Annotated in this window: 15 protein-coding genes and 2 pseudogenes; 4 read left to right on the top strand and 13 right to left on the bottom strand. The window is 70.4% G+C overall.

Features of this window, described 5'->3' with window-relative positions:
• Nucleotides 1-7: 7 nt before the first annotated feature.
• Nucleotides 8-724, top strand: coding sequence for a transketolase (locus G3I71_RS09035; protein WP_164313495.1), 717 nt, complete (start codon nucleotides 8-10; stop codon nucleotides 722-724).
• Nucleotides 725-807: 83 nt separating this feature from the next.
• Entirely contained in the window at nucleotides 808-1,704 is an 897-nt protein-coding gene (locus tag G3I71_RS09030) for a transketolase family protein (RefSeq protein WP_164313423.1), read from the top strand.
• 15 nt (nucleotides 1,705-1,719) lie between these two features.
• Here G3I71_RS09030 and G3I71_RS09025 read toward each other — a convergent pair whose 3' ends face one another.
• The 4 genes from G3I71_RS09025 to tdh all read right to left on the bottom strand — a co-directional run bounded on the left by G3I71_RS09025 (nucleotide 1,720) and on the right by tdh (nucleotide 5,393).
• Nucleotides 1,720-2,079: an MmcQ/YjbR family DNA-binding protein gene (locus tag G3I71_RS09025; RefSeq protein WP_164313422.1), complete on the bottom strand. Its 360-nt coding sequence runs from the start codon at nucleotides 2,077-2,079 to the stop codon at nucleotides 1,720-1,722.
• A gap of 80 nt (nucleotides 2,080-2,159) precedes the next feature.
• Nucleotides 2,160-3,062 (bottom strand): LysR family transcriptional regulator, encoded by a 903-nt coding sequence (locus G3I71_RS09020; RefSeq protein WP_164313421.1) that lies wholly within the window; start codon nucleotides 3,060-3,062, stop codon nucleotides 2,160-2,162.
• Between the two features lie 75 nt (nucleotides 3,063-3,137).
• Nucleotides 3,138-4,337: a glycine C-acetyltransferase gene (locus tag G3I71_RS09015; RefSeq protein ID WP_164313420.1), complete on the bottom strand. Its 1,200-nt coding sequence runs from the start codon at nucleotides 4,335-4,337 to the stop codon at nucleotides 3,138-3,140.
• 27 nt (nucleotides 4,338-4,364) lie between these two features.
• A complete protein-coding gene (tdh, locus tag G3I71_RS09010; RefSeq protein WP_164313419.1) occupies nucleotides 4,365-5,393 on the bottom strand; it encodes an L-threonine 3-dehydrogenase in 1,029 nt (342 codons plus the stop codon).
• 386 nt (nucleotides 5,394-5,779) lie between these two features.
• On the opposite strand from tdh, the gene G3I71_RS09005 reads away from it, so the two are divergent.
• On the top strand, nucleotides 5,780-7,666 hold the full coding sequence (locus G3I71_RS09005) for a DUF2264 domain-containing protein (protein ID WP_164313418.1): 1,887 nt from the start codon (nucleotides 5,780-5,782) through the stop codon (nucleotides 7,664-7,666).
• Nucleotides 7,667-7,720: 54 nt separating this feature from the next.
• Here G3I71_RS09005 and G3I71_RS09000 read toward each other — a convergent pair whose 3' ends face one another.
• From G3I71_RS09000 to G3I71_RS08975, 6 genes and pseudogenes are all read right to left on the bottom strand, one after another.
• Nucleotides 7,721-8,308 carry a GAF domain-containing protein gene (locus G3I71_RS09000; protein ID WP_164313417.1) on the bottom strand — a complete coding sequence of 196 codons (588 nt, stop codon included), beginning with the start codon at nucleotides 8,306-8,308 and terminating at the stop codon, nucleotides 7,721-7,723.
• Nucleotides 8,305-8,913 carry an ATP/GTP-binding protein gene (locus G3I71_RS08995; RefSeq protein ID WP_164313416.1) on the bottom strand — a complete coding sequence of 203 codons (609 nt, stop codon included), beginning with the start codon at nucleotides 8,911-8,913 and terminating at the stop codon, nucleotides 8,305-8,307. Before G3I71_RS08995 ends, G3I71_RS09000 begins: the two co-directional genes overlap by 4 nt.
• Nucleotides 8,891-9,262, bottom strand: coding sequence for a DUF742 domain-containing protein (locus tag G3I71_RS08990; RefSeq protein WP_164313415.1), 372 nt, complete (start codon nucleotides 9,260-9,262; stop codon nucleotides 8,891-8,893). The genes G3I71_RS08995 and G3I71_RS08990 overlap by 23 nt, the downstream gene beginning before the upstream one ends.
• Nucleotides 9,263-9,264: 2 nt before the next feature.
• A complete protein-coding gene (locus G3I71_RS08985; protein WP_164313414.1) occupies nucleotides 9,265-9,699 on the bottom strand; it encodes a roadblock/LC7 domain-containing protein in 435 nt (144 codons plus the stop codon).
• 77 nt (nucleotides 9,700-9,776) lie between these two features.
• Complete coding sequence (locus G3I71_RS08980; RefSeq protein WP_164313413.1) at nucleotides 9,777-11,906, bottom strand: sensor histidine kinase KdpD; 2,130 nt, start codon at nucleotides 11,904-11,906, stop codon at nucleotides 9,777-9,779.
• A 372-nt stretch (nucleotides 11,907-12,278) separates the two neighbouring features.
• Nucleotides 12,279-12,692 (bottom strand): annotated as a pseudogene (locus G3I71_RS08975) (MBL fold metallo-hydrolase); the annotation flags it as partial.
• A gap of 126 nt (nucleotides 12,693-12,818) precedes the next feature.
• On the opposite strand from G3I71_RS08975, the pseudogene G3I71_RS08970 reads away from it, so the two are divergent.
• Nucleotides 12,819-13,046: pseudogene (locus G3I71_RS08970) on the top strand (hypothetical protein); the annotation flags it as partial.
• 23 nt (nucleotides 13,047-13,069) lie between these two features.
• Here G3I71_RS08970 and G3I71_RS08965 read toward each other — a convergent pair.
• The 3 genes from G3I71_RS08965 to G3I71_RS08955 all read right to left on the bottom strand — a co-directional run bounded on the left by G3I71_RS08965 (nucleotide 13,070) and on the right by G3I71_RS08955 (nucleotide 14,977).
• Nucleotides 13,070-13,510 (bottom strand): hypothetical protein, encoded by a 441-nt coding sequence (locus G3I71_RS08965; RefSeq protein WP_164313411.1) that lies wholly within the window; start codon nucleotides 13,508-13,510, stop codon nucleotides 13,070-13,072.
• Nucleotides 13,511-13,571: 61 nt separating this feature from the next.
• A complete protein-coding gene (locus G3I71_RS08960; protein ID WP_164313410.1) occupies nucleotides 13,572-14,075 on the bottom strand; it encodes a hypothetical protein in 504 nt (167 codons plus the stop codon).
• Between the two features lie 407 nt (nucleotides 14,076-14,482).
• Nucleotides 14,483-14,977, bottom strand: a complete 495-nt coding sequence (locus tag G3I71_RS08955; RefSeq protein ID WP_164313409.1) for a hypothetical protein — start codon at nucleotides 14,975-14,977, stop codon at nucleotides 14,483-14,485.
• Between the last annotated feature and the right edge of the window lie 78 nt (nucleotides 14,978-15,055).

Below are 15,055 nucleotides of genomic sequence, written 5' to 3'. Positions count from 1 at the left end.
CGCCGACATGTCCGAGACACGCGACGCACAGGACACGCACGCCCGACACGAGTACGCCGAGCTGACCGGGCTCATGGGGCTGATGACCGGCGACGAGAAGCACGGGCCCGCTGCGACCTCCACGCTTGACGTGCTCTGGGTCCTCTACGACCGGGTCCTGCGGGTCGGACCGGACCGGATGACGGACGCCGGGCGCGACCGGTTCCTGCTCTCCAAGGGGCACGGGCCCATGGCGTACTACGCGGTACTCGCCGCCAAGGGCTTCCTGCCCGTGGACTGGCTGCCGGGCTTCGGCGCGTACGACTCGCCGTTGGGCCACCACCCCGACCGGGTGCTGGTGCCGGGGGCCGAGATCGGCAGCGGCTCGCTCGGGCACGGACTGCCGATCGCCGTCGGAACGGCGCTGGGGCTGCGCGCCCAGGGGCTCGACGGGCCCGCGGTGTGGGTGCTGACCGGCGACGCCGAACTGGACGAGGGCAGCAACCACGAGGCGATCGCCTTCGCCGGTCCCGCCGGCCTCGAACGCCTGCACACCGTCGTCGTCGACAACTCGTCCGCCAGCCATGCCCGGCCGGGTGGTATCGCCGCCCGCTTCGAGGCCGCGGGCTGGTCCACGGCAACGGTCGACGGCCGTGACCACGAGGCCCTGTACACCGCCTTCACCGTGCCGCATCCCGGCCGCCCGCACGCGGTCGTGGCGCGGGTCGAACCGAAGTCCGACTGACCCGGGCGCACCCGACCTGCCCGACCCGTCTCACCGACCCATCTCACTGACCATCTCACCGACCCGAAGGGATCCACTCCCCCATGGACACCATGCGTGACCGCTTCGCCCCTGTCCTGACCAGGCTGCTCGACGAGGACCCACGCGTCGCCGTCGTCCTCGCCGAGATCGGCGCGGACGCGTTCGATCGGGCACAGGCCCGGCATCCCAACCGGGTGATCAACGTGGGCATCCGCGAGCAGCTCCTCGTCGGCGCGGGCGCCGGCCTGGCGCTCACCGGGATGCGCCCCGTCCTGCACACGTTCGCGAGCTTCCTCGTGGAGCGCCCCTTCGAGCAGGTCAAGCTCGACCTCGGCCACCAGGACGTCGGCGCCGTACTCGTGAGCGCCGCCGCCTCCTTCGACTGGCCGGCGGGCGGCTACACGCACATGGCACCCGGTGACGTGGCCCTCCTCGACACCCTGGACGGCTGGACCGTCCATGTACCGGGGCACCCCGACGAGGCCGAGACACTGCTGCGGCACGCGGTCGCCGCGGGCGACGACAAGGTGTACGTACGGCTGTCGGCGCAGTCCAACGCGGAAGGGCTCGCGGTCGACGGGGAACGGTTCCTCACCGTCCGCGAGGGCCGCGCCGGTGTCGTGATCGCCGTCGGGCCGATGCTCGACACGGTGCTCGCCGCCACGGAAGGGCTCGACGTCACCGTCCTGTACGCGACGACCGTACGGCCCTTCGACACGGCAGCGCTGCGCCGGGCCACGGAGGCGGCGGGCACCGATGTCGTCCTCGTCGAGCCGTACCTCGCGGGCACGTCGACAGCCGTCGTGAACGACGCGCTCTCCGACGTGCCCCACCGGGTGCTGGGCCTCGGCGTGGGCCGCCGCGAACTACGCCGTTACGGGGACATCGAGGAGCATGTCGCCGCGCACGGGCTCGACGCGCGGACGCTCCGGGAGCGGATCCGGGGGTTCGTGGCCTGAGCTCGCCGTCCGGGTTCAGTCGGCGTCCGGCGCCCCCAGCTCCGGGTAGGCGTCCAGCAGCCGGGTCGGGGCGGCCTGGCGCCAGGAGTCGGCGAGGATGTCCCGCAGTTCACCCTCGTCCTCCAGCGCGGCCAGGCGCACTCTGACCCAGGCGAAGCCCGCCTCGTGGTCGGCGATCCAGAACTTCTCGGGCTCGGCCAGAACCAGTTCGTCGCGCTCCTCCTTCGGGCAGCGGACGGCGATGGAGGTCTCGTTCTCGGGCAGCGTGGCGAACATCTTGCCCGCGACCCGGAACGTGGGCATGCTCCAGGCGATCTTCTCCGTCGTGTCCGGCAGGGAGAGGGAGATACGGCGTACGTCTTCGGCTTCCGGCATGCAACGCACCGTAGCCAATGCCACTGACAATCACCCGCAGTCATCCGGCGGGAGGGCCCGCCCCCTGCCAGGACGCCCGCCTACACCTCCGAGGCGGTGCCGAGCGCCTCCAGCACCGGGCGGATCAGGGGGTGTTCCTCCGCTCCCCGGCGTACGGCCGCGAAGACCCTCCGGGTGGGCGCCACCCCGTCGACCGGCCGCACGACCACGCCCGTCAGCTCCATGCCGCGCAGCGCCGAACGCGGTACGAGGGCCACGCCGGCGTCGGCCGAGGCGAGGGCCACGACCGCACGGAAGTCGTCGGAGGAGTGTTCGAGGCGGGGCCGGAAACCGGCGTTCTCGCAGGCCAGGACGACCACCTCATGGCAGGGGTTGCCGGGGTACGGCCCGATCCACGCGTCCTTGGCCAGTTCGGCGAGCGGCACCTCGTGGGCGCCGGCGAGACGGTGCGTGACCGGGACGACCGCGTCGAACGGCTCGGCGTAGAGGGGAACATGGGTGAGGCGCGGGTCGTCGGCGGGCGGCGCTCCCCGGTACTCGACAGCAACCGCGACGTCGACCTGCCGGTCGAGCACCATCGGCAGGCTGGCGTCACCCTCGGCGTCCTGGACACGGACCCGGATGCCGGGGGCGGTCACGGCGAGACGGGCCAGGGCGGGGGCGACGACCAGGGCGATCCCGGTCGCGAAGGCGGCGACGGTGACCGTGCCGGCGTCGCCCGAGTCGTACGCGGCCAACTCGGCCTCGGCCCGCTCCAGTTGGGCGAGGACCATGTTGGTGTGCGCGAGCAGGATCTCGCCGGCCGGGGTCAGCCGTACCCCCTTGGCGCCGCGCTCGACGAGCCGGTGGCCGGTCTCCTGCTCCAGGGCCGTGAGCTGCTGGGAGACGGCCGAGGGGGTGAGATACAGCGCGGCGGCAGCCGCCGTCACCGTCCGGTGGTCTGCCACCGCACGCAGGATGTGGAGCCGCCGCGCTTCGATCATGCGATCGATTATCCAGTACGTCCGGGACGGTATGTCCGGAACGGTGTCCCGGAAGGTATGGCAGGGACCGTCCGGTCAGCCCTCCAGCTCCGTCCGGACCGCGACGAAGGCGTCGACCGCGCTGTTCACGTCCTCGGTGGAGTGCGCCGCCGACAGCTGGACGCGGATCCGGGCCTTGCCCTGCGGGACGACCGGGTACGAGAAGCCGATCACGTACACCCCCCGCTCCAGCAGCAGCTCCGCCAGCCGGCCGGCCTTCGTGGCGTCACCGATCATCACGGGCGCGATGGCGTGGTCGCCGGGGAGGATGTCGAAGCCCTCCTCCGTCATCCGTCGGCGGAACAGGGCGGTGTTCTCGGTGAGTCGGGTCCGCAGGTCGTCCGCCGACTCCAGCAGGTCGAGCACCTTCAGTGAGGCGGCGGCGATCACCGGGGCAAGCGTGTTCGAGAACAGATACGGCCGAGAGCGCTGACGCAGCAGAGCGACGATCTCGGCGCGAGCGGCCACGTAGCCCCCGGACGCACCGCCCAGCGCCTTGCCCAGCGTGCCGGTGACGATGTCCACGCGGTCCATGACGCCGTGCAGTTCGGGAGTGCCCCGGCCGCCGGGACCGACGAACCCGACGGCGTGCGAGTCGTCGACCATGACCATGGCGTCGTGGCGGTCGGCGAGGTCGCAGATCTCCCGCAGCGGGGCCACGTAGCCGTCCATGGAGAACACGCCGTCGGTGACGATCAGCTTCCGGCGCGCGCCGCCCTCCGTGGCCTCCTTCAGCTGCCGTTCCAGGTCGGCCATGTCGCGGTTGGTGTACCGGAAGCGGCGGGCCTTGGACAGGCGGATGCCGTCGATGATCGAGGCGTGGTTGAGGGCGTCGGAGATCACCGCGTCCTCGGCGTCCAGGAGGGTCTCGAAGACTCCGCCGTTGGCGTCGAAGCAGGAGGAGTACAGAATTGTGTCCTCCTGCCCGAGGAACGCCGACAGCCGGGCCTCCAGTTCCTTGTGCACCTCCTGCGTACCGCAGATGAACCGCACGGAGGCCATGCCGTAGCCCCAGCGGTCGAGTGCGTCGTGGGCGGCGGCGACGACCTCGGGGTGGTCGGCGAGGCCGAGGTAGTTGTTGGCGCAGAAGTTGAGCACCTCGCCGGGGCGCCCGCCCGAGGTGACGGAGACGGTCGCGGACTGCGGGCTGCCGATGACGCGCTCGGGCTTGTGCAGACCGGCGGCGCGGATCTCGTCGAGGGTGGCGCGCAGGTCGTCGCGCACGGAGTCGAACATGAAGAGGCTCCTGAAGCTATAAGGGGGTTACGTGTTCCAGTCGAGGATGACCTTGCCGCCCCGGCCGCTCGCCGCGTCCGCGAACGCGGCCTCGTGGTCACGGTGGTCGTAGCGGCCGGTGATGACCGGGGAGAGGTCGAGGCCGCCCTCCAGGAGCACCGACATCGCGTACCAGGTCTCGAACATCTCACGACCGTAGATCCCCTTGATGGTGATCATCGAGGTGACGATCCGGGACCAGTCGACCGGGAACTCCTCGGCCGGCAGGCCGAGCATGGCGATGCGTCCGCCGTGCGTCATGTTGGCGATCATGTCCCGCAGTGCCTCGGGGCGACCGGACATCTCCAGGCCGATGTCGAAGCCCTCGCGCAGACCGAGGGTGCGCTGGCCGTCGGCGATGGTCGCGCCGGAGACGTTCAGCGCCAGGCTCGCGCCGATCTTGCGGGCCAGTTCGAGCCTTTCCTCGCTGACGTCGGTGACGACCACGTTCCGCGCCCCCGCGTGCCGGGCAACCGCCGCCGCCATCAGCCCGATCGGGCCGGCTCCCGTGATCAGGACGTCCTCGCCCACCAGCGGGAAGGACAGTGCGGTGTGCACGGCGTTGCCGAACGGGTCGAAGATCGCGGCGACGTCGAGGTCGACGGGCGCGCGGTGCACCCACACGTTGGCGGCGGGCAACGCCACGTACTCGGCGAAGGCACCGTCCCGGCCGACACCGAGCCCCACCGTGGCCCGGCACAGGTGGCGGCGCCCGGCGAGGCAGTTGCGGCACCGCCCGCACACCAGGTGCCCCTCGCCGCTGACGAGATCGCCGACACCGATGTCGGTGACATCGCGTCCGGTTCCGACGACCTCGCCGACGAACTCGTGTCCGACCACCAGTGGCGTCCGGATCGCCTGCCGCGCCCAGCCGTCCCAGGCCCGGATGTGCAGGTCGGTGCCGCAGATCCCGGTTCTGAGCACCTTGATCAGCACGTCACCGTGGCCGACCGCCGGTTCCGGTACGTCCGCGAGCCACAGTCCGGGCTCCGCCTTCTTCTTGACCAGCGCCTTCAACGCAACGCTCCTGTGGGTAGGACCCCGGGGCAGGGCACGCCGAAGGAGCCCGTGGCGGGGAGAGTGGTGACGTCGACGGCAGGACCGACGGGACCGGCGAGATCCCGAGCCTGAGACCGCGAGAACGCGGGTCGCGAGACGAAATCTGCCGTACGACGGCTCCCAGGTCCATCGAGGATTTCTTAAGCGCCGCCGCAGCTTTCCTTCACGCCGGACGACGACTGGCATATCCCAATTGGCCGGAAGAACGACAACAGCCGTACACCTGTTGATCCGACCGGAACGATCAGCCGTATCCCTTCTGGGAAACCGCGCGAACGACATGTGAACCGGCTGGACCGGCAACCGCCCCCGCCCGGGGCCGTCCAAGGAGTCAGGAACCCGTCATGCCCGCACCGCACTTGACGCTTCCGCCGAACGACCGGGTCCTGTCCCTGTTCACCGGCTGGACCCGGGCACACTGGGAGGCTCTCGCAGACCGGCAGTTGGAGGCGCTGGTCCCCTATGCGACGCCGGGTCTCGCGCAGTACCGGCTGCCGGGCCGGAACTCCTCGGCGGGCGTGGTGTCGGACGGCCTCGAGGGTTTCGCACGGTCGTTCCTGCTGGCCTCCTTCCGGATCGCGGGAGCGGCGGGCGAGGCCGATCCACGTCTCGTGGAACGCTACGCGCAGGGTCTGACAACGGGCACGAACCGTGACAGCGGCGAGGCCTGGCCCGAACTCACCGACTGTTCCCAGCCGATGACCGAGGCGGCCTCGATCGCCATCGGGCTGCACGAGACCCGGCCGTGGATCTGGGACCGGCTCGACGTGGACGTCCAGGAGCGGATCGTCGACTGGCTGTGGGGTTTCGTCGGCCGTCGTACCCGGGACGACAGCGGGCGGCTCTGCCAGGTGGTGGCCGAGCAGTTCCTGGCTTCCGTGGGGGCGCCGCACCGCCAGGAGGACATCGACGGCGGACTCGACCGGATCGACGACTGGTATGTCGGCGGCGGCTGGTACAGCGACGGCGACGGCCGCACGTTCGACTACCACGTCGGCTGGGCCCTGCATCTGTATCCGCTGCTGTGGTGCCGGATGACGGGCGGCGAGGACGGCGGGCGCGGCCGGGTCCACCAACGCAGACTGGCCCAGTACCTCGCCTCCTACCCGCACTTCTTCGGGGCGGACGGCGCCCCCGTCCACCAGGGCCGTTCCCTGACGTACCGTTTCGCCGCGACCGCTCCCGTCTGGCTGGGAGCGCTGGCCGAGTGCACTCCGCTGGCGCCGGGGCTGACCAGGCGGCTGGCCTCGGGCGCGGTGGCGCACTTCGTGGAGCGCGGGGTGCCCGACGAGCGCGGGCTGCTGCCGCTGGGCTGGTACGGCACGTTCCTGCCGGCGACCCAGGCCTCCTCGGGGCCCGGATCGCCGTACTGGTCGAGCACGGCCTTCCTGGGGCTGCTGCTGCCCCCGGAGCACTCGGTGTGGACCGCGCGCGAACGCCCGTTGCCCATCGAGGAGTCCGACCAGTACACGGCGTTGCCGGGACCGGGCTGGCTGCTGCACGGCACCCGGCACGACGGCATCGTTCGTCTCGTCAACCACGGCAGCGACCACAACCCGATGGAGGGACCTGCCGACGACGATCCGCACTACGCCAAGTTCGGCTACTCGTCGGCCACCGCACCGGAGACGGGCTCGTCGGCCTGGGAACGGAACGTGGACGGTCACCTGGCGCTCCTCGCCCCCGACGGCACGGCGTCACGCCGGCGCAGAATCCTTCCGCTGCACTGCTCGGGGCGGGTCGCAGCCTCCCGGTACGAAGCCGAACTCCCTGGCGTGGAAGGGGAGTTCCAAGTCGAGTCGACGAGCGTGCTGCACGGTACCTGGGAGATCCGCGTGCACCGGGTACAGACGCCGGCCGAAGCGGCGGTCCGGGAGGGCGGCTACGCGGTGGCCGACACCGCCCTGCCCGAGGCGGAGCGGGGTGACGGCTGGGCCCTGACCCGTACCGGTTCGGGGCTGACCAGTGTGGTCGTCGCGCTGCACGGCTGGGACGAGGCCACGGGTGTGGCCCGCGAGGTCGACGCGAACGCCTTCGGCCCGCACTCGGCGACACCGTACCTCCAGCGCGCCGCCGAATCCCCGGGCGCCAGCAGGCTGTTCGTGACCCTGGTCGCGCTGACCCGGGACGCCGTGCATCCGCAGGCCCTTCGTGAGGCGGTGTCGTGCGCGGTGACGGAGGAGGGCCGCGCCCTCATCATGTTCCCGGACGGCGAGACGGTCTCCGTATGACGGTCTCCACATGACGCTCTACGACTGAGTCTCTCCGTATGACGGAGACGCCCTTCAGAGAGGGACCTCCCCCGGCGCGAGCTGCCCGGCCAGTTCCGCCGCCATCGCCTTGATGGTCTCCAGCCCCGCCCTCCCCCAGGGGCGCGGCTCGAAGTCGGCGACGCACACCGTGCCCAGCGCCATGCCCGCGCTGTCGATGAGCGGCGCGCCCAGGTAGGAGCGGATGCCGAACTCGTCCACGACCGGGTTGCCCGCGAACCGCGGATAGTCGCGGACGTCCTCCAGGACGAGTGCCTTGCGCCGGACCACCACATGCGGGCAGAACCCGTGGTCGCGCGGCAGCCGACGGCCCACCCGCGGCTTCACTCCGTCGGAGTCGGCACCGGCATCCCGACCGCTGCCCGTGTCGGCATCGCCCGGGACATGGAGCCCGGCGAAGAACTGCCGCTCCTCGCCGATGAAGTTGACCATCGCGTACGGCGCGCGGACCAGCTCGGCGAGGCGGTCCGCGAAGGCGTCGAGGGCGGGCTCGGGCCGTTCCCCGAAGCCCAGTCCGTGCAGCCGTCGGGTGCGGGCCGGAGCTTCGTCGTCCTCGGGGGTAAGCAGGAGACGACCGGCCGGGCGGGGCGGGTCGTAGGTCATGGGCGGGCTCCCTCACTGTGGGCACTGGGTGCGGGCGCGGGCGCGTGGGCGAGCAGATGCCGTACGAGGGTGAGCAGGGTCTGCACCCCCGAACTGGAGATCCGGGCGTCGCAGCGCACGATCGGGATGTCGGGGTCGAGATCGATGGCGGAGCGCACCTCCTCGGGGTCGTAGCGGTACGAGCCGTCGAACTCGTTGATCGCGACGATGAAGCCGAGGCCGCGCTGTTCGAAGAAGTCGACGGCCGCGAAGCAGTCCTCCAGGCGCCGGGTGTCGGCGAGGATCACCGCGCCGAGCGCGCCCTCGGAGAGCTCGTCCCACATGAACCAGAACCTCTCCTGTCCGGGCGTGCCGAACAGATAGAGGACGTGTTCAGGGTCCAGGGTGATGCGGCCGAAGTCCATCGCCACGGTGGTCTCGACCTTGTTCTCGATGCCTTCGAGACTGTCGGTCGAGGCACTCACCGTGGTGAGCAGTTCCTCCGTGCTGAGCGGCGCGATCTCGCTCACCGCGCCGACGAGGGTCGTCTTGCCGACTCCGAATCCTCCCGCCACCAGAATCTTCAGTGCGGTGGGGAAGGGATCAGAGCTGTCGTCGTAGTCCATCGAGCACTGCCTCCAGAAGTGACCGGTCAGTGGGCTTGTGGTAGAACTCGGGCGGTTTCGTGGTGAGTGCCCCGCAGTCGACCAGGTCGGAAAGCAGCACTTTGGTGACCGCCGCAGGCAGTTTCAGCTGGGCGGACACCTCGGCTACCGAGACGGGCTCCCGGCACAGGTCGAGCGCCTGAGCGTGTTCGGGGCCGAGGTAGCCGAGAGGGGTGGCTCCGGTGGCCATCACCTGTGACATGAGGTCGAGGGCGGTGGTCGGCCGGGTCCGGCCGTTGCTGACGGTGTAGGGGCGCACGAGCCGTCCGGCCGCGTCGTCGAGCCATGGCCCGTCGCCGGCCGCCGTCACGCTCAAGGCCTCATCGCCGTGGGTTCGACCGCGGCCTGCCGGGGGGCGGTCATCAGGTAGGGGCGGACGCTCTTGACCAGCATCGCCATCTCGTAGCCGAGGACCGCGGCATCGGCCTCGCGGCCGGCCAGCACGGCGAGACAGGTGCCGGAGCCGGCGGTGGTGACGAACAGCAGGGTCGAGTCGAGTTCGACGACGACCTGCCGCACCTCACCGCCGTCGCCGAAGCGGACGCCCGCGCTGCGTCCGAGGGAGTAGAGACCGGAGGCCAGGGCGGCCATGTGGTCGGCGCTGTCCGGGTCGAGCCCGTGCACGGACTTGACGAGTCCGTCGCAGGACAGGAGTACCGCGCTCGTGGTGTGCGGTACGCGCTGGACGAGACCGCTCATCAGCCAGTCGAGATCTGATACATGGCCGGTCGGCACATCGCTCGCCATGGTGGATCGACTCCTTGGGGTACGAAGGTCTGCGGGAGCGTTGGGGTGGGGGGCAGGGGTGGTGCTGCGGGGGGTGGTCATCCGGCCGGTGCGCTCCCGTCGTGCCGGGCAGTGAGGTCCAGGTCGTGTCCGGGCGCGCGCAGCCGGTGCGCCTCGGATATGGGGGACGTGTCCATGGGCGGTACGTCCATGGGGTCCATGGCGGGCACGGTGACATCGGTGCGGCCCGCGTCTTCGCCGGACGGGGGGATGATCACCGGCTCGGGGCGCGCTGCCACGTACTCGGCCGGGTACAAGGACTCCGCGTACGTCTGTTCCGGGGGTGCCGGTTGCCTGGCGGGCGTCCGGGTGCGCGCCGACTCCCCGTACTCCGCCTCGTACGCCCTCTCCATCGCGGCCACGGCCGGGTCCGTGTAGTCCGACTCCAGTTGGCGCGCCTCGGCGAGCCCGATGCCGCGCTGGAAGGCGGCCATGAGCCCGGGGTCGTGCTCGACGTGTTCGCCCTCCGGGCGGGGGGCCGCCGGGCCGCCGCGCAGTTGGGGCGCGATGTGCTCCTGGGCGCGGCGGCGGGGCAGTTGGGGCTTGCCCATGGTGCCGCGCACGGCGCTGTTGCGGGGGGTGGGCGGCGCGGCCACGTTCTCCGCGACGGTCCGCCGGTCGTCGGGGCGGACGCCCGGCATCGCCTCGGCGGGGTTGGGCCGCTCCACGCGGGCCCCGCGTACGGGCAGCGGGGCCGGGCCCCGGCCGTTCGGCACCGGTGCGGTGGGCCGGGGTGCCTCCGGGCGCCGCATCGTCGAGGCGCCGGGCTGGATGCCGGGGCCGGGCGTCGAGGGCGCCGGGTGCCGTCCCTCGTGGCCGGCGGCCGACGGACGCTGCCTGGGCGGCTCGGCCACCCTCCGCATGCTCCCGGTCTCCTGGGTCCGGGCCTGGGCCGGCCCCGGTGGCTCAGCCGTCACCTGGGGACGCGACTGGGCTACGCCCACGACTCCGCCCGCTGCCGTGTCCGTGCCCAGCAGCCCCTGCGGTACGACGAGTACGGCCTGCACACCGCCGTAGATGTTGGTCTGGAGACGGACGTGGATGCCGTGCCGGCGGGCGAGCTGGGAGACCACGAAGAGGCCGATGCGGCCGTCCTGGAGCAGGCTGGCGACGTTGACCTGGTCGGGGTCGGTGAGCAGCGTGTTCATCTTGTGCTGCTCGTCCACGGGCATGCCGAGGCCGCGGTCCTCGACCTCGATGGCGAGCCCCGAGGTCACGAGGTTGGCGCGCAGCAGCACCTGGGTGTGGGGGGCGGAGAACACGGTGGCGTTCTCGACGAGTTCGGCGAGCAGGTGGATGACGTCGGCGACAGCGTGTCCTCGCAGGGTGCCGTCGATCGGGGGCACGAGTTTGACCCGCGAGTACTGCTCGACCTCCGCGATGGCCGAGCGGAGCACCTCCGTCATGGAGACCGGGTTGCTCCACTGTCGGCGCGAGACGGCGCCGCCGAGGACGGCGAGGTTCTCGGCGTGCCGGCGGATACGGGTGGCGAGGTGGTCGACGTGGAAGAGGCCCTTGAGCAGGTCGGGGTCCTCGATCTCGTGTTCCAGCTCGTCGAGGATGGAGATCTCGCGGTGCACGAGGGACTGGAGGCGCCGGGCGAGGTTGACGAAGACCTCGACCTTCTGTTCGCTGCCCGTCTGGCTGGAGAGCTGCGCGGCCTGGACGACCGCGGTGAGGGCGCTGTCGTGGGCCCGGGCGAGGTCGGCGCCGAGGAGTTCGAAGTCGTCGGCGTCGGCAGCGGGTACGCCCCGTGTCCTGCGGGCCGGCGGTGGGTCGCCGCGCCGCAGCCCCTCGACCAGGGCGCGCAGCTCGACCTCGCCACGGGCGCTGGTACGGCGCAGGGCGCCCAGGCGGTCGTGCACGAACCTGGCGGCGCGGTCGGCGGCCACCAGGGCGAACACGACGCCCCCGACAGCCACGCCGACCGCCCCGGTGAGAACGGTGAACAGAGTGAGGCTGGGCCGCACCTCGCCGGAGCGGACGATGAACAGGACGGCCGCGCAGGCGCTGAGGGCGACCGCGAGGGGCGGCAGCACGGCGAGCCGCATGAGCTGGGGCCGTATCTGGGTCTCGGGCAGTGGGGGGACAGTACGCGCGACCGGCCGACCGTGCCGCCCGCCCTCACGGCGGTCTGCACGGGGGGCCGGTGCTCGGAGGTGAGACATCTTCGTCCTCGTACTGGTGCGTCGGGACCCGGGGACCGCGCGTCTGCGCGACCCGGGCGTGCGCCATGGCGGTGCCGGTCGAGAGCCGAAGAAAACGGCCCTGTGTTGCCCGGCGACCACTCACAGTAGTCGGCAACGCATCACGTGCGGTGGGCAGTTGACAAACTCCCCCGAACGAGGTCCCGCTCTGGTATGACATCTCGTACGGCAGACCGATAAGCCCTTCGGACGCACGTTCCCTGGCCCCACCAAATCGATCAGGGCTGGTCAGAACCGGTCATGAACAGACGATGAGGGCCGGGGAGTCGCCTACTCCCCGGCCCTCATCGTTCGTACGGTTGTCCGTCCGTCGTCCGTTTTCGCCCGTCACCGTCAGCTCGCGGAAACCGCCTTGGGTCCTCCGCCGCCGTCGATAGTTCCGCCCTGAATGTCACCGGCCGTGTCGGTCCGGGTGCCGTCCACATCAGCCGTACGAGTGATGTCGGCCGTACGAGGGGCGTCGACCGCCGGCCAGCCGCCCGCCGGGATCACGGCCACGCCCCGCCACCAGGGCTCCGAGGGGACGGTCTCGGCGGTGGGCTCGAAGGGCTCACCCGGGTGGGGCAGCGCGATCCGCGCGTCCGCCTTGCGTGCGGCGGTGATCGTGCCCTCGCCGGGGTCCGACCACGCGTGCGCCGCCAGGTTGAAGGTGCCCCAGTGGATCGGCAGCATCAGCCCGCCGGCCGCCCCGCCCTGTAGGTCGAGGTGGGCACGCATGCCCTCCTCCGGGGTCATGTGGATGTCCGGCGATATGACGCCCTATCAGGCGTGACAACTTCGGCCACGCACGAGCCAGCACCTGGTCGCTCACGAGGCCCTAGCACTGACGAGCCCTCAGAATCCGAGATGCGCTCACCGTGGTGGACATAGCGGAGAGCTCGCATGGGCCTGTACCGCACCGTCCTACACGAGGGCCTCTGCGACGACCTGCCCCGCTACCTCGACCTGCTTCTCCAGATGTGGCCGGTGTTGCAGAACCTTGTCAGTCGCACTGTGCGCACCGTGTGGGAAGCTGCCTTCCCCGGTCTCGCCTCCCGCAAGCTGCTGCGGGCTGACGCCGACCCAGCAGAGTCGGATATGTCCCGCCCCGGGCTCCCCTGATCTGGTGAACCGGTTCGCACCGCTCAGCGCCTCACCGCCCGGGCCAGGGACGACGTGCTCACAGCATCCGGGCTCAGACGCGTTGCACCGGATACCGGCCCATCGGCGACGACCACGAAGCGGACGTGCGGGACCAGTCCCGCTGCGAGGCGGGAGGCTATGGCGGAGCGTGCCGCAGCGCCGGTGGTGACGACCGTGGAGCAGCGCAACTGAACGAGGGTGTTGACGTAGGCGACGGGATCCACCCCGGCAGGCAGACGGTACCGCTGGACCACGACCTTCGAGGTGCTCGTCCCGGCCAACTCCTGCATCGTCGCCCAAGTACCCGTCGTATCCGTGTCCGTGGAGGTCAGGAGACAGGCCCGGACAGCGGTATCGACATGTGAGACCGGCGCGGGTGGCGTCGCCCCGCTACCGGAATCCGGGCGCAGGAGCAGCGTGACGACGCCGGTCGCAATCAGCACTGCGACGGCGACCGCACCGAGTATCGGCCACCGACAGCTGGGAGGAAGGTGGTGGGCACGCTCAGAAGCCTTCAAGATCGCCATCCTCGTCGAGCAGACGCCGATCTTCATCACGCCATGATTCGAACGTGGCCGGCAACTCCAGTTCGGCACCGAGCGGCGGACGGATGTCCCGCCGCACCAGGCGAAGCAGGAACTCCGCCATTCCCATGTCGTACTCGTGGTCCCGACGGCGATCTCTCGGACGGAAGACCACTCGCCACTCATCGGGCTCACCGGCACACCGCCACAGGAGGTCGTCGCCGGCTTCGTTTGACGCCCAGGTCAACGTCCCGTCCACCGGCGGCCACTGAGCGCCGTGAAGCAGGTGGTCCCCGTGTGGATAGCCGTCGAACGGAGGTGTAAGGATGCCGATCGAGTCGCTGATCCCGCCCAGCCCATACGCCGCGACGAAGTCGCGATAGTCCGCAGGGAACTCCCATCCCGTCTCGGCGCGCAGCGCATCCCAGTCGACCGTGTCACCGCCGTCCGCGGGCGGCTGTACAACGCGGCTCAGCTCTTCCACAGCCCAGTGCATGGTGCCCTCGTATCGGTCAGATCAGTTGGTCATGGTGCGAGTACGTCCTGTCAGCGCCGGAATCCGGGTGTAGAAGCAGGGCCGACAGGCGTTGGCAAGAGATGGATGGCATCGATGTCTTCGGGTGGAGAGACGAAACAGACCGTCCGCCTCGACGGTCCCGCCCCAGCCGATGAGCGACTCGGGCGCGTCCTGGCACTCGTCCTCGCCTGTTATCAGCGATGGCAGCATTCGGTGCGGAACGGTCGGCGAGTTCTCAGGTTTCCGGAGGGCTGCGGTCGTACTCCGTCATCCCCGCACCAGACGGGCCAGAATCCGCGCACTCACCAAGTCCGGGCTCACATGCACCGCGCCGGCCACGTCACCGTGGGGTGTGGCATGGCTGCTTCCTCTCGTCATGTCCCCGCTACCGGTTCGGGTCCCCAAGGGTCGATCTTCAGTGCCCGGAGCCTCTTGTAGTCTCGGTCGTGGACGAAGCGGCAGCCGTCGTACGGCAGGTCAAAAGTCCACACGTCGGGTAGATCACGTGTGGCGTAGCGACACAGGAACTCCGTCATTCCGCAGTCGAACTGTTCCCACGACAGCCACTGCCGACGCCAGAGCACCGTGGTCCACATGTTGGGGTCAGGTGAATCAGCCCGCCAACAAAGCAGGTCGGAATCAACGGTCAGTCCCCATGCGATCAGCAGGTCGGGCCGATCGTATTCGCATTCTTCGCCTGTGAACCGGGCATCGGCAGTCCTGCCACGAACGGTCGCACTGACTTCCAGCGGATAGACATCCTGAGTCGGCGGCTCCACTCCCAGAAAGTCGTCGAAGAATCCCTGCCCGTAGATACCCATGAACTCGCGGTAGTCGTCCGGGAAACCATGTGAGTATTCAGTCGCCATGGCTGACCAGTCAACGCTGTTTCCTCCTTGAGTCGGCGGAGAGACCAGTGCCGTCAGACGCCGCATCGAATGCCCTGA

Source organism: Streptomyces sp. SID12501 (genome assembly GCF_010550245.1).
Classification (GTDB): domain Bacteria; phylum Actinomycetota; class Actinomycetes; order Streptomycetales; family Streptomycetaceae; genus Streptomyces.
The sequence above is the reverse complement of the archived record's forward strand: the minus strand, read 5'-3'. Positions and strand labels throughout refer to the sequence as shown.

Coding starts and splice junctions, on each gene's coding strand:
- G3I71_RS09035 (WP_164313495.1), top strand. CDS start 8: ATGTCCGAGACACGCGACGCACAGGACACGCACGCCCGACACGAGTAC.
- G3I71_RS09015 (WP_164313420.1), bottom strand. CDS start 4,337: ATGTTCGACTCCGTGCGCGACGACCTGCGCGCCACCCTCGACGAGATC.
- G3I71_RS09030 (WP_164313423.1), top strand. CDS start 808: ATGGACACCATGCGTGACCGCTTCGCCCCTGTCCTGACCAGGCTGCTC.
- G3I71_RS09005 (WP_164313418.1), top strand. CDS start 5,780: ATGCCCGCACCGCACTTGACGCTTCCGCCGAACGACCGGGTCCTGTCC.
- G3I71_RS09000 (WP_164313417.1), bottom strand. CDS start 8,308: ATGACCTACGACCCGCCCCGCCCGGCCGGTCGTCTCCTGCTTACCCCC.
- G3I71_RS08955 (WP_164313409.1), bottom strand. CDS start 14,977: ATGGCGACTGAATACTCACATGGTTTCCCGGACGACTACCGCGAGTTC.
- G3I71_RS09025 (WP_164313422.1), bottom strand. CDS start 2,079: ATGCCGGAAGCCGAAGACGTACGCCGTATCTCCCTCTCCCTGCCGGAC.
- G3I71_RS08995 (WP_164313416.1), bottom strand. CDS start 8,913: ATGGACTACGACGACAGCTCTGATCCCTTCCCCACCGCACTGAAGATT.
- G3I71_RS08985 (WP_164313414.1), bottom strand. CDS start 9,699: ATGGCGAGCGATGTGCCGACCGGCCATGTATCAGATCTCGACTGGCTG.
- G3I71_RS08980 (WP_164313413.1), bottom strand. CDS start 11,906: ATGTCTCACCTCCGAGCACCGGCCCCCCGTGCAGACCGCCGTGAGGGC.
- G3I71_RS09020 (WP_164313421.1), bottom strand. CDS start 3,062: ATGATCGAAGCGCGGCGGCTCCACATCCTGCGTGCGGTGGCAGACCAC.